Here is a 13,505-nt window from a genome sequence, read left to right as displayed (position 1 = left end):
GACCACTGGGTTGATAGGCCGGATGTGGAAGCGAGGACTAACGACTCGTGAAGCTGACCGGTACTAATAGGCCAACAACTTACACCACACAAGAAACAAGCATGCTTGCGTCCACTATGTGGTTCCCAACCAACAAACCCGAGCCGGGTTTGCACGGTCACACGGAACCAACAACTAAATAAACAACACCACAACTGCACCACCACCCCCAGCGGGGAACCGGTGCAGGAACGTGTAACCACAGATTTCCCACCCCCAGGCAACGCCCCCGGGGGACGGGACACAGGGTTACGGCGGTCATAGCGTGGGGGAAACGCCCGGTCCCATTCCGAACCCGGAAGCTAAGACCCACAGCGCCGATGGTACTGCACCCGGGAGGGTGTGGGAGAGTAGGTCACCGCCGGACAACCATTAGGTCGAGAGCCCCAACCACACGGTTGGGGCTCTCCCGCATTTAAGACCTCGTGACAGAGTCCTCCAGGCACACCCCCTGCGGACAGCGGCCCGGGGGTTTCGACAGGCCCAACCATCATGCCCACGGCCCGGTTTCGACAGGTTAAACCGGCCCTTCGCAGATGAGCGTGGTTAGGGCGGTCTGAGGCTTCCGCCGTGGCGTTGGATGTTTCCGGTACGGCGTGGTGCGGCAGGAAAGAGGTCAGGGCCTCTTTGAATTGGTTGCGACCAAGCAGACCAATATCCAAAAGAGACCCTGACATGAATAACTCTATGTCTTGTTCCCACGGCCGGTGGTGCACGCGCGCGGATACGCTGCTCGGTGTTGAGGGCATCCACATCAGCTCTGTCACGGCGACCGGGGCCGGCCTGGTCCTGGGGGTTGAGACCGGGGAAGACGTCACCGGTTGTCCGGACTGCGGCGTCGTGGCGGTGGGCCACGGCCGTCGGCCGGTCCGGCTCCACGACATCCCGTGTTTCGGGCGGCCGGTGCGGCTGCTCTGGGCCAAGCGCGTCTGGCGATGCCCGGACCCTGACTGCCCCAGAACGACGTTCACCGAGGAGCATCCGATGGCGGTATCCCGAGCGAAACTCACGACCAGGGCAGTCGGGTGGGCGACCGATACGCTGCAGCGTTTCGACACCTCGGTTTCGGCACTGGCCCACCAGCTCGGCGTTTCCTGGCACACCATCTGGGACGCTGTCCGGGTGGAAGCATCCCGCCGGATCGCAGAGACGGACCGGCTGACAGGGGTGGACGCGCTCGGGGTTGACGAGCACGTCTGGTCCCACACCGGCCCGCCTGGCACCGGCATGGTCACCGGAATCGTGGACCACACTCGCGACGCCCACGGTGTTGTCCACGCCAGGTTGCTGGACCTTGTCCCGGGCCGGTCCGGGAAGGCTTACGCCGACTGGCTCAAAGACCGCGGAGAGGAATTCACCGCAGGCATCAAAACCGCAGCGCTGGACCCGTTCCGCGGCTACGCCAACGCGATCCGCGACGAACTTCCCGAAGCCATCACCGTCCTGGATGCCTTCCATGTCGTGAAGCTCGGATCGGCCATGGTCGATGAGGTCCGCCGCCGGGTCCAGCAGGACACTCTCGGGCACCGCGGCCGCAAGGGCGACCCGCTCTACGGCATCCGCCGGACCTTGCAGATCGGGGCCGAACACCTCACCGACAAACAGGCCGCCCGGCTCGACGCGAAGCTCACCCTCGGGGACCCGGACCACGAAGTCAGCCTGGCCTGGCAGTGCTACCAGAAGCTCCGAAACATCTACCACGCCAGACCGGAGAAGGGCCGCCAACTCGTCAGCGAGGTGATGGCCCAATTCCCGACCTGCCCGATCCCGGAAGTCGCCCGGCTCGGCCGGACACTCAAACAATGGAAGGCAGCGATCCTGGCCTACTTCGACACCTTCGGCGCCTCCAACGGCCCCACCGAAGCGATCAATGGGGTCATCGAAACCACCCGCAGAATAGCCCGCGGCTTCCGCAACTTCACCAACTACAGACTCCGATGCCTACTCGCAGCCGGCGGCCACCGCCCCTACCGAATCAACCAGACAAACCATGCCTAAATGCGAAGGGCCGTTAAACCAGCGGCCCCTCTTCGGAGAAAGGTCCGGCCGCAGAGGCACCAAGCGCGAGCGTCGATCCGGGGCGGAGGCCGCATTTGGCTGGAAATCCTTGAAATACCGGTGATTTAGGTCAAAAAGTGGCGGAAACACGCGGAATTTATCCCCCTCGCCGGTGCAAGCTGGTAAGTTTTCGAACAGTGGCTTGCACGCACGCCGCATGCAGGATCCAGAATCAAAAGCGTCCAGGAGGACATACATGGCTAAGAACCGTAGTGAACTTGTTTCCGAGGTAGCAGGCAAGGCCGGCACCAGCCAGGCAGCCGTCAACTCCGTGCTCGATGCACTGTTCGAGGTTTTCGAATCTTCTGTCGCCGCCGGCGAGAAGATCACCATCCCCGGCTGGCTCGCAGTTGAGCGCACCGACCGTGCAGCCCGCACCGGCCGCAACCCGCAGACCGGCGAGACCATCCAGATTGCTGCCGGCCACAGCGTCAAGCTGACCGCTGGCTCCAAGCTGAAGGCCGCTGTCTCCAAGAAGTAGTCTTTACACAGCTCAGAGGAGCGGCGCCCGTGTGGGTGCCGCTCCTCTTGCATTTAACCCGGGATCCGCCAGACACTCGATTCGCCGCCGTGGCGGCGGTAGCGGACAATGGATAGGTGCCCTCAGCAGCAAAACCCCTAACTCCGCAACCCGCGCCCGATTCGGGCACGCGGGCCACTGACAGTGCCTTCGGCATTCAGCGGGCCTGGCAGTTGGCCGGACTCGGTGCCCTCTTCCTGGGGCTGGTGGCCGCGTTGCTGTTCTCCGGTGCCGCAGCCGCCCGCGAGGTTTCCGACCCCGGTGCGCTGGTCCGGTGGGGCCTGCCGGTCAGCAAGGCCATCCACAACGTCTCCCTGGCAACGGTAATCGGCGGGCTCATCTTCGCCGCCGGCATCCTGCCGCACAGGCTCGGTGACGCCCGGTCGAAGGACGCCGATACTCCCGAGCACCCGGCCTTCACGCGCGCCTTGGCCATTGCGGCAGCAGCAGGCGTGGCGTGGACGCTGTCCGCCATCGCCGTCCTGGTGCTGACGTACTCTGACGTGGCAGGCCAGGGCATCTCCGGGGATGCCGAGTTCACCCGTGCCCTCGTGTACTTCATGACAGACATTGAAACCGGGCGGGCCTGGCTGGCCGTGACGATCATCGCCGCCGTGGTGACCACCGCCCTCTTCGGGGTGCGGTCGCTGACGGGCCTGGCGTTCACGCTGCTGCTGGCGCTGATCGGGCTGGTTCCCACCGCCCTGATCGGCCACTCCGCCAGCTCCAACGACCACGAGGGCGCCATCAACTCGCTGGGCCTGCACCTGGTGGGGGTCAGCGTCTGGGTGGGCGGCATCATCCTGCTGGCCCTCCTCTCCGGTGCCCTCGCCACGCGCAACCCTGCCCGCAGCGGCCAGATGTCCCAGCCGGGAAGCCAGGACATCACCGAACCCGTTCTCCGTCGGTTCTCCTCGCTCGCCGGTTTCGCCTTCGCGCTGGTGTTCGCATCGGGCGTCATCAATGCCAGCATCCGGGTGACCAGCTGGGCTGACCTTTTTGACTCGGCCTACGGGCAGCTGATCCTGGCGAAGTCCGCCGCAACACTGGTGCTGGGCGGAATCGGCTTCATGCACCGGCAGTGGGTCATCCCGCAGCTGGCCCGTGCTGGGGCGGCGCTGTCCGCACGGCGGGTCCTCTGGCAGCTCATTCTCATCGAACTCCTCATCATGGGCGCCACGTCCGGCATCGCCGTCGCACTGGGCCGTTCAGCGCCGCCGGAGCCGGCCACCTACGCCGCGGATGCGTCCCCGGCCTTCATCCTCTCCGGCTACGAGCTGCCGCCGGAACTGACGCCCGAACGCTGGTTCACCGAATGGCGCTTGGACTGGCTCTGGATCGCCGTCGGGGTCTTCGGCCTCGTGTCCTACCTCCTGGGCGTGGCCAAGGTCCGCGCACGAGGCGACAAGTGGGCCTGGTTCCGGACGACGAACTGGATCATCGGCCTCCTGGTGCTGACCTACATCACGTCGGGACCGCCGTCGGTATACGGCCGTGTACTGTTCTCAGCGCACATGGTGGACCACATGGCCCTCACCATGGTGGCCCCGATCTTCCTCGTCCTCGGTGCCCCAGTGACCCTGGCGCTCCGGGCGCTTCCGGCGAGGAGGGACGGGTCCCGCGGCCTCCGGGAATGGCTCCTGCTGTTCGTACACTCGAAGTTCTCGCAGGTGGTCACCCACCCGCTGTTCGCGGCGGCCAACTTCGCCGGCTCCATCGTGCTGTTCTACTACTCGGACGCCTTCAGCCTCGCGATGCGCGAACACGTGGGGCACGAGCTGATGAACCTGCACTTTGCCCTGACGGGCTACATCTTCGTGCTCAGCATGATCGGCACCGACCCGCTGCCGCGCCGCGCGCCGTACCCCCTCCGGCTCCTGCTCCTGCTGGCAACCATGGGCTTCCACGCCTTCTTCGGCGTGTCCATCATGGGCGGCACCAACCTGCTGGCCGCGGACTACTTCGGCAACCTCGGCCGCACCTGGGGGGCCTCTGCCCTGCTGGACCAGCAGATGGGCGGCGCAGTGGCCTGGGGCATCGGCGAAGTGCCCACAGTGCTGGTGGCGATCGGCGTCGCCATCATGTGGTCACGGTCCGACGAACGCGAAACCCGGCGCACCGACCGGGCCGCCGACAGGAATAACGACGCCGATCTCACCGCTTACAACGATATGTTTGCCAAATTGGCTGAACGCGACGCCAAGCTGGCTGAACGCAACTCAAAGCTGGAAGGACGCTGATGAGCGAAACCGTACGCACCCACCTCCGGGTCCGCGCCTCCGAACTGGTGGGCCGCAACTGGCTGAACACCGGCGGCAAGTCTTTGGACCTGGAAGCCCTGCGCGGCAAGATCGTGCTTCTCGACTTCTGGACCTTCTGCTGCATCAACTGCCTCCATGTGCTGGACGAGCTCCGGCCGCTCGAGGAAAAGTACTCCGATGTCCTGGTCACGGTGGGCGTGCACTCCCCGAAATTCGAGCACGAGGCCGATCCTGTCGCGCTGGCCGCCGCCGTGGAGCGCTACGAGATCCACCACCCGGTCCTGGACGACCCCGAGCTGGAAACCTGGAAGGCTTACACGGCGCGCGCCTGGCCCACGCTGGTGGTCATTGACCCCGAGGGCTACATCGTGGCGCACCTGTCGGGCGAAGGCCACGCTGACGGCCTGGGCGTGCTCATTCCCGAGCTGATTGCCGAGCACGAGGCCCGCGGCACCCTGCACCGCGGCAACGGCCCGTACGTGGCCCCGGAGCCGACGTCGGGAACCCTGCGCTTCCCGGGCAAGGCCCTCTACCTTCCGGCCGGCCGGGGTTCCGCGTCCGCCAGTTCAGCGTCCGACGCCGGTGCTGCCGCCGGCACCGCGTCCGACGCCGGCACCTGGCTGGTCACCGACACCGGCCACCACCGCGTTCTGGAGCTCGGCACCGACTTCCACACCGTGCTGAACACCTACGGTTCCGGGGAGAAGGGGCACGCCGACGGCGCCGCCGGCACCGCCCGGTTCAACGAACCTCAGGGTCTTGTCCTGCTGCCGGAAGACGTGGCAGCGAAGACGGGCTACGACGTCGTAATTGCCGACTCCGTCAACCACCGCCTGCGGGGACTGTCGCTCGCCGACGGAACCGTCACCACCCTCGTCGGCAGCGGCGTGCAGCGGCTCCTTGAGACCGGGCCCGCCCGCGTGGACGAGGACGCGGCCGGCTTCACCGGACGCCTGGGCGACCACCCCCTGGATGTTGCCCTCAGCTCGCCGTGGGACGTCGTCTGGTCCGGCAAGCTGAACGCCGTGGTGATCGCCATGGCGGGCGTGCACCAGATCTTCAGCTACGAACCCCTCACCGGGGATGTCTCGATCGTTGCAGGCAACGGGCTGGAAGGCCTGCTCGATGGCGCCGCCCACGAGTCGTGGTTCGCGCAGCCGTCGGGTGTGGCCGAGGACGCCGACGGAAACATCTGGGTGGCCGACTCCGAGACCTCTGCCCTGCGCAAGCTGGTGATCGACGACGACGGAACCGTCACCGTTGAATCCGCCGTGGGCAAGGGCCTCTTCGACTTCGGCTTCCGTGACGGCGAGGCGTCCGAGGCGCGCCTGCAGCACCCGCTGGGTGTCACCGTGCTGCCGGACGGCTCCGTGGCGATCGCCGACACCTACAACGGTGCCGTGCGCCGCTACGACCCGGCCGCCGGAACCGTGTCCACGCTGGCGCGGGGCCTGGCCGAGCCGTCCGACGTGATTGTCGACCACACCCAGGTGGCGGGCTCCGAGCCGCTGCTGGTGGTGGTAGAGGCGAACAAGCACCAGCTCGTGTACGTGCCCATCCCCAAGGAAGCGCAGCAGGTGGACGAGGGCGCCGCCCAGACGCACCGGCCCAAGAGCCCTGTGGCGCCGGGCCTGCTGGAGCTTACGGTCCGCTTCACGGCGCCCACCGGCCAGAAGCTTGATGACCGCTGGGGCGACCCCACGCAGCTGAAGATCTCCTCCACGCCGCCGGAGCTGCTCGTGTCCGGCTGCGGGACCTCCGTGGGCCTGCTGCGCACGCTCGAGCTGGCCTCAGACGTTCCGGAGGGCATCCTGCACATTACGGCCCGCGCTGCCGCCTGCGACGGGCCGGAAACGGAGGACGGCGAGATCCCGGACCACGCCGCGTGCCACCTCTACCAGCAGGACTGGGGCATCCCCGTGGTGCTGCAGGCCGACGGTGACACGGACCTGGTGTTGGATCTGCGCGGCATGGACTGAGGTCCCCCTAAAGCTCCGCACGGCTGAAGCGGCCCGGTTTTCCGCCCTTGTGACGCGAAAGCCGGGCCGCTGTCGTTGGATCGGGTCCAAAACTGGGCCTGCCCGGCCGCCGGGGAACGGCGGTTGTTCACGTAGAACACATAACGCCGGACACGGGGGTCCTGCGGCAGGCAGGGTGGAGGTGTGGATCCCGCCTACATCATCAAATCCGCTGGCGGAGTGCTGCTGACGCGGGACGTGCTGGCCAGGGGCGCCTCAGAGGTAAGTATTCGCCGTGCCGTCCGGGGCGGTGCGGTCTTGCGGCTTGAGCGCGGGCTGCTTGCCGTGGCCGGAGCGGACCCTGAACTGGTGGCGGCGGGACGTGTGCGTGGCCTCCTCACTTGCATTTTTACCGCTCCGAGGTTTGGTCTGTGGCAGCTCCGCCCGGCAACGCAGCCCCACTACTGGCACAGCAACGGCCGGGCAGCAGACGGTTGCGTCGGTCACCGACTTGCCCTGACGCAACCGAGACGCCACGGAACCGTCGCCCCGCTACCAGATGTTCTGCTCCAATCCCTGCTCTGCCTGCCGCCTCTGGAATCGCTGGTGATGGTGGAGTGCGCATACAACCGCGGAGACATCGACCCCACATTTTTGCGCGGGCATCTCACCGGTAACCGTTGCGGGAAGGCCAGGGACGTACTGGCAAGGGTGGAACGGGGCTCCGATTCACTCTTGGAGACTCTGGCCCGCGTTCTGTTCCGTGAGGCGGGGATCGCCACCGAGGCCCAGGTCTGGCTCGATGGGATCGGAACCGTGGACTTCCTGCTGGAAGGCTTCCTCATCGTGGAACTCGACGGAGTCGCCTTCCACCTCGAGTCGCGACAGTTCAAGAAGGACCGGCGGCGGGACAATGCCGCCGCCGTGCGGGGGCTGCCGGTCCTTCGCTTCTTCTATGACGACGTCGTTCACGCGCCGGAAGCGGTGTTGGCGCAGGTGCGGGAGGTCCTAGCCCGTGGTTCATCACGCTGGCCGCAGCCGGACCAGCCCGGTTTCGGGCCGTACAGGCGGTTGCTGAGGCCGTAACGGTGGGGGACTGGCCATTGAAGATGGGCCAGTCCAGCCGACCGCGGAGGGCAGCGAGCCTAGAAGCTGAGCAGCGGCGTGACCTTGATGGTGTCGCCGTCGATGTCCAAACGCGTGGTGAAACTGAAGTCGTGCTCCTCGTCCAGCGGCGAGACGGCGCCGGTGAAGAGGTCGATCTGCTCGGCGGTGATCTTGGCCTTGCCGTCCAGCGGCGCCACCACCCACTTGCCGTCGAAGGGCTCGATGGTGATCTTCGGGTACTCCGTGATGCTCCACTTGATGGTTCCGTCCACCACGCGGTTGTTGGTGACGTGGTAGAACGGGCAGTCGGGCTGGAGCCGCTGCTGCTGGCCGGCTTCCGCGGCGCACTTGTCGAGGAACTCCTTGACCCGGGCGGACACGGCCTGGTTCAGCTCATCAGTGGCATGCGTCAGCAGGTTCAGCGGGGCGGCGGGGGCCTCCCGCCCGGAGACCGTGGCGCGGGTGGGGGGAGCCGCGAAGTACTGGCCGTTGAGGGACGCCTCGTACTCACCCGGGTAGAACACCGAGAAGCTGTTGTGGCCGCCGGGCATGTTCACCGGCACGCCGTTCATCGTTGCCTCGCTGGAGTTCACCACCGTCACGTCCACGGTGGGCAGCGTGGTGGGCACGAAGGACCATTTGTGGAAGAACAGCCATTCGGTGCCGGTGCTCTCCAGCAGGAACTCGGTGTGCAGCTGGCTGCCGTCGATGGTGTAGTCCATCGGAACCATCACCCGGTTGCTGCCGCGCGCAACTGCGGCGCCGAGCTTGACGTTCGTGATGCGCGAGGCCGCGGTCTGCAGGGCCGTGCCGTCGAGCATGGCAGGGTCGGCGTCCGGCACCGACGCGCGGAGCAGGCCAAGCGCCCGTTCGCCTTCGCCATGCTGCAGGGCCTCCAAATATTCGCGCACGGGTTGCTGCGGACTGGCCACGGAGGAGTTGACCAGATTGACCGAAATGATGGCGCCAACGATGGCAAGCATGAGGCCCAGCAGCCATCCGGCCGCCGTCTTCACCAACGCTTGACTCATTTGCACGCACCCCACGTTACCTGCAACGCCAGGCAACTCTGGAGTAAGGGCGGTCCACGTGACGCTTAGCCAGCGTGCAGGAATGCCCGACGGCGGGGGCTCACCCGCCGCTTCCGGCGCTGCCTTCCGCTAGCGCCGGCGCCTGGACGAGGTGCCGAAGACGCCCCGCAGGAGCTCCCTGCCGAGCTGGGTTCCCATGGACCGGGCCATGCTTTTCAGGCCGCTGCCAAGGGCCCCGCCCAGGGCGCCGGTGATGTCGTCCATCATGCCGCCGGACGGGGGAGCCTGGCGCCTGGCCGGGGGCGGAGGAACGGGCATGCCGTCTGCCCGCCCGGTGCCGGTCTGGCTGTGCGGCTGTCTGCTGCTGGGACGGCCGAGGATCTCCTCCTCGATGCGGCGGGCTTCGTCGTCGATGGCCGTTGGGCCGAGACTGCCGGGAACGAACACTTCGGGCGACGGCACCGGCGGCTGACCGGGCGCAGCAGCGCCGGTGGCCGCCCCGGCCTTGCCGGTCAGCTTCTCGTACGCTGAGACGTTGTCCACCGCAGTCCCGTACTTCGCAAGCAGCGCCGACCCCGCCACAGTGCTCCTGACCAGTTCGGCGCTGCTGGGACCCATGACGGATTCCGGTGCCCGCAGCCGGGTGAGGGCGACCGGCGTCGGCGCTCCCCTCTCGTTCATGACCGTGATGACGGCCTCGCCGATGCCCGCGGACGTCAGGGTTTCCTCGAGGTCGTAGTCGCTGACCGGGAACGTGGAGACGGTGGCCTTGAGTGCTTTAGCGTCCTCCGGCGTGAACGCCCGGAGGGCGTGCTGGACGCGGTTGGCCAGCTGCCCGAGGACGTCCGCGGGGACATCCTTGGGGGTCTGCGTGACGAAGAAGATGCCCACGCCCTTGGAGCGGATCAGGCGGACGGTGGTGGTGATGGCTTCCAGGAAGGCCTTGGAGGCGTCGTTGAAGAGCAGGTGCGCCTCGTCCAGGAAGAACACGAGCTTGGGCTTGTCGAGGTCGCCGGCTTCGGGCAGGTCCTCGAACAGGTCGGCGAGAAGCCACATAAGGAACGTGGAGAAGACCATCGGCTTGGTCTGCAGCGTGGGCAGTTCCAGGCAGCTGATGACGCCGCGCCCGTCAGGTGCCGTGCGGAGCAACTCGGCGGTGTCGAATTCGGGCTCGCCGAAGAACCGCTCCATGCCCTGCACCTCGAGGGTCACCAGCTCGCGGAGGATGACGCCGGCGGTGGCCTTGGACAGGCCGCCCAGGTCCTTGAGCGCTTCCTTGCCCTCGTCGGAGATGAGGAACTGGATGACGGCGCGCAGGTCCTTCAGGTCCACCAGCTCGAGGTTGTTCTTGTCGGCAAAGTGGAACACGAGCTGGAGACTTGATTCCTGGGTGTCGTTGAGCTCCAGGACGCGGGAGAGCAGGATGGGCCCGAACGATGTGATTGTGGCGCGGACCGGGACGCCGTCGCCGTCCCCGCCGAGGGCCAGAAACTCCACCGGAAACGTCTTCCCGGACCAGGCCTGCCCGATGCTCTCGGTCCGCCTGGCCAGCTTGTCGCTCCCGGCGGCCGCCGTGGCCAGCCCGGACAGGTCGCCCTTGATGTCGGCCAGGAAAACGGGCACGCCGGCGCTTGAGAGCTGCTCGGCCATCATGTGCAGGGTGACGGTCTTGCCAGTGCCGGTGGCGCCGGCCACGAGCCCGTGCCGGTTCATCATGGACAGCGGCAGCCGGACCGGAGCGTCCTTGTGCAGTTCACCGTCCACGATGGCGGCGCCCAGCTCGATGGTGGCACCCTCCAGGGCATATCCCTTTTGGATGGTGGCTACTTTATCTGCGGTGGACTTGTTGGCCATGCCGCCAGCATAGCGGGAGGTCAATGGACGGGATATGTGGACAGCGTCACCGGCTCAGAAAGAAATAACCCGGGCTCCGCCGTCGTTGTTCCTTACGTGCCGGACCACCGTGGGGCCGGCAGCTGCGCACCCCCTACGAAAGGCCATCCTGCCGTGACTGTTCCCCTCTCCATCCTCGACCTGGCAACCATCGGCAAGGGCCAGACGGCGGCGGAGAGCTTTGCCGGGAGCGTCGCCATGGCACAGCTGGCCGAAAAGCTCGGCTACCGGCGCGTCTGGTACGCCGAGCACCACAACATGTCCTCCATCGCCTCGTCCGCCACGTCCGTGCTGATCGCCCACGTGGCCGCGCACACCCAAAGCATCAGGCTGGGCGCCGGCGGCGTGATGCTGCCCAACCATTCCCCGCTCACCATCGCGGAGCAGTTCGGTACCCTCGAGACGCTGCATCCCGGCCGGATCGACCTGGGCCTTGGCCGTGCGCCCGGCAGCGACCAGAACACCATGCGCGCCCTGCGCCGTGACCCGCATTCGGCCGACACTTTCCCGCAGGACGTCCTGGAACTGCAGGGCTACCTCACCGGGCCCACCCGGGTGCAGGGCGTGGAGGCGACGCCGGGCAGGGGAACCAACGTGCCCCTCTACATCCTGGGCTCCTCCCTCTTCGGGGCACGGCTCGCGGCCCAGCTGGGGCTGCCGTACGCTTTCGCCTCCCACTTCGCGCCGAATGCGCTGCAGGACGCCGTCGCCGTGTACCGCCGGGAATTCAAGCCGTCCGAGCAGCTGTCCGCGCCGTACGTCATCGCCGGCGTGAACGTGGTGGCCGCCGATGCTGCCTCGGACGCCCAGGAAATGCTGCGGGCCACGATGCGGGCCCGCGTCTCGCTGTTTTTCGGCGGCGGACGGCAATTCACCGACGACGAAGCCGACATGATCCTGGATTCGCCGCAGGGACAGCACGTGTCGCAGATGATGAAGTACTCGGCCGTGGGCACCCCGGACGTCGTGCTGGAGTACCTTGACGGCTTTGCCCGGCACGCCGACGCCGACGAGCTCATTGTGGCGCACCAGAGCACCGGGACCGCCGAACGGCTGCGCTCGGTGGAGCTCCTGGCAGAGGTGGCCGGACTTGTGGGCGTCTGAGTCAAGGCCCCGATTTTCAACTCATATCTGTTGACTCCGGCCGGAGGCGGAACCTAGCTTTAAGGGCGCAAGGTCTCAATACAAACACTTATTGCCGGCTGGGTTGAATGTAGCGGTCTCAAATCACTGCAGACCCAGGCCGCCATCCTAAATGCCTGGGGAAAAATTGAAGATCAAGTCCATGGCCGCGGCCGTTTTCACCATCTTCTTCATGGTCAGCGGACTGATTGCCGGAGCTGCTGCTCCGGCGTCCGCCGCGGGCACCACGTACTACGTCAGCGCCGCTGGCAGTGACAGCAACTCCGGCACTGCCAGCACCTCGGCATGGAAGACGCTGTCAAAGGTCAACCAGACGGTTCTCAATCCCGGGGACACCGTCAGTTTCCGCCGGGGCGACACCTTCAGCGGCGGCATCGTCACCGCACAAAGCGGAACCTCCACCGCCCCCATCACGCTGAACAGCTACGGCACGGGCAACGCCCCCATCATCACCGGCGGAAAATCCGGAAACTGCATCAGGATCAATGGCAACTACACCATCCTTGAGGGACTGCGCGCCGTGACCTGCGGCTACGCGGGAGTCAGCGTCACCGGAGACCGCAATACCGTGCGGAACACCAGCGCCTCCTACAATGCCGTCGGGCTTAAGGTCGGAACCGGCTCCGACTTCGGCAAATACACGGGAAATTCGCTCACCAGCAACAATGTGATGAATGTAAATACTCCGGGCACAAATTGCGGCACGTCGGCGGCCGTGAACTGCAGCGACGACTCGGGGGCTTTTGGCGTACTGATTAACGGCAGTGACAACGAGTTTTCCGGCAACACCGTCACCGGGTCCACCGGCAGGTCCTATGACTACAACCAGGACGGCGGTGCATTCGAAATCTACAACGGCAACCGCAACAACGTTCACCACAACGTGTCGCTGGACAACAACAACTTCTCCGAACTTGGAAAGTCCTCGGGCACGGCAGACGGCAACACATTCCGCTACAACCTCATCCGTTCAACCTGCGGCGCCAACTGCTCAGAGGCCAAGGGCCTGATTGCCCGTGGAAACGGAACGTCATTCGGCCCCACCAACGGCACCGTCTTCGAGTTCAACACTGTCTACCTGACCGGCACGCAGTCGCAGGCGATCGTGTGCCACGCGACCTGCCCTGCCTCGACGGTGATCCGCGCCAACATCCTGGTGGGCGTCAGGAACTCCCTGTGGATCAACGGTTCTGGCTGGACCGAGAAGCAAAACGTCCTGAACGGCCCCGTCAACATCACCCCGAACAGCACGTCCACGACGGCTCCGGCCCGCTTCGCGAATGCTCCGGCAGACCTCCGCCTGACGGGCACGAGCCCGGCCATCGACAGGGCCGGCACCACGCCCTACACGGTGGACCTGATGAAAGCCCCCGCCGTCCAGAACGGGGACTGCGCCGGAACGGCCGCTGCTGACGCCGGGGCCTACGAATACGATTCGCCCAACTGCTGATAGCGGTCGGCAGGAACAGGGGCCGCAAAGTAACACGAACGCAAT

At 66.2% G+C, this 13,505-nt stretch carries 9 protein-coding genes and 1 rRNA gene; 8 read left to right on the top strand and 2 right to left on the bottom strand.

The annotated features are described in order from the left end of the window. Positions 1-289 precede the first annotated feature (289 nt). From rrf to ACFVTE_RS08205, 6 genes are all read left to right on the top strand, one after another. Positions 290-406: ribosomal RNA gene (rrf, locus tag ACFVTE_RS08230) — 5S ribosomal RNA — on the top strand. A 320-nt stretch (positions 407-726) separates the two neighbouring features. Beyond that, complete coding sequence (locus ACFVTE_RS08225; protein WP_387099011.1) at positions 727-2,037, top strand: ISL3 family transposase; 1,311 nt, start codon at positions 727-729, stop codon at positions 2,035-2,037. Between the two features lie 256 nt (positions 2,038-2,293). Beyond that, complete coding sequence (locus ACFVTE_RS08220; protein WP_003803320.1) at positions 2,294-2,578, top strand: HU family DNA-binding protein; 285 nt, start codon at positions 2,294-2,296, stop codon at positions 2,576-2,578. A 116-nt stretch (positions 2,579-2,694) separates the two neighbouring features. Continuing rightward, positions 2,695-4,857, top strand: a complete 2,163-nt coding sequence (locus tag ACFVTE_RS08215) for a cytochrome c oxidase assembly protein (RefSeq protein ID WP_387099009.1) — start codon at positions 2,695-2,697, stop codon at positions 4,855-4,857. Beyond that, complete coding sequence (locus tag ACFVTE_RS08210) at positions 4,857-6,857, top strand: NHL domain-containing thioredoxin family protein (RefSeq protein ID WP_387099007.1); 2,001 nt, start codon at positions 4,857-4,859, stop codon at positions 6,855-6,857. Before ACFVTE_RS08215 ends, ACFVTE_RS08210 begins: the two co-directional genes overlap by 1 nt. A gap of 714 nt (positions 6,858-7,571) precedes the next feature. Next, positions 7,572-7,922 carry an endonuclease domain-containing protein gene (locus ACFVTE_RS08205; RefSeq protein WP_387099005.1) on the top strand — a complete coding sequence of 117 codons (351 nt, stop codon included), beginning with the start codon at positions 7,572-7,574 and terminating at the stop codon, positions 7,920-7,922. A 59-nt stretch (positions 7,923-7,981) separates the two neighbouring features. Here ACFVTE_RS08205 and ACFVTE_RS08200 read toward each other — a convergent pair whose 3' ends face one another. After that, the gene (locus ACFVTE_RS08200) at positions 7,982-8,974 is read right to left on the bottom strand and encodes a hypothetical protein (RefSeq protein ID WP_387099003.1); all 993 of its coding nucleotides are present in this window, start codon (positions 8,972-8,974) and stop codon (positions 7,982-7,984) included. A 129-nt stretch (positions 8,975-9,103) separates the two neighbouring features. Next, on the bottom strand, positions 9,104-10,828 hold the full coding sequence (locus ACFVTE_RS08195) for a helicase HerA-like domain-containing protein (protein WP_387099001.1): 1,725 nt from the start codon (positions 10,826-10,828) through the stop codon (positions 9,104-9,106). Between the two features lie 153 nt (positions 10,829-10,981). Here ACFVTE_RS08195 and ACFVTE_RS08190 point away from each other — a divergent pair, with 153 nt between their 5' ends. Together ACFVTE_RS08190 and ACFVTE_RS08185 are read left to right on the top strand one after the other, a co-directional pair. Further along, a complete protein-coding gene (locus ACFVTE_RS08190) occupies positions 10,982-11,971 on the top strand; it encodes an LLM class flavin-dependent oxidoreductase (RefSeq protein ID WP_387098999.1) in 990 nt (329 codons plus the stop codon). A 181-nt stretch (positions 11,972-12,152) separates the two neighbouring features. Further along, positions 12,153-13,460, top strand: a complete 1,308-nt coding sequence (locus tag ACFVTE_RS08185; RefSeq protein ID WP_387098997.1) for a hypothetical protein — start codon at positions 12,153-12,155, stop codon at positions 13,458-13,460. The last annotated feature ends 45 nt before the right edge of the window (positions 13,461-13,505 follow it).

The organism is Arthrobacter sp. NPDC058097 (assembly GCF_042884885.1).
Lineage (GTDB): Bacteria > Actinomycetota > Actinomycetes > Actinomycetales > Micrococcaceae > Arthrobacter.
Note: the sequence above shows the minus strand (reverse complement) of the source record. Positions and strands in the feature narration are given on the sequence as shown.

Bases quoted from the DNA above. Each gene is read 5' to 3' on its own strand.
- ACFVTE_RS08195 (WP_387099001.1), bottom strand. From the start codon at position 10,828: ATGGCCAACAAGTCCACCGCAGATAAAGTAGCCACCATCCAAAAGGGA.
- ACFVTE_RS08200 (WP_387099003.1), bottom strand. From the start codon at position 8,974: ATGAGTCAAGCGTTGGTGAAGACGGCGGCCGGATGGCTGCTGGGCCTC.
- ACFVTE_RS08185 (WP_387098997.1), top strand. From the start codon at position 12,153: ATGGCCGCGGCCGTTTTCACCATCTTCTTCATGGTCAGCGGACTGATT.
- ACFVTE_RS08220 (WP_003803320.1), top strand. From the start codon at position 2,294: ATGGCTAAGAACCGTAGTGAACTTGTTTCCGAGGTAGCAGGCAAGGCC.
- ACFVTE_RS08225 (WP_387099011.1), top strand. From the start codon at position 727: ATGTCTTGTTCCCACGGCCGGTGGTGCACGCGCGCGGATACGCTGCTC.
- ACFVTE_RS08210 (WP_387099007.1), top strand. From the start codon at position 4,857: ATGAGCGAAACCGTACGCACCCACCTCCGGGTCCGCGCCTCCGAACTG.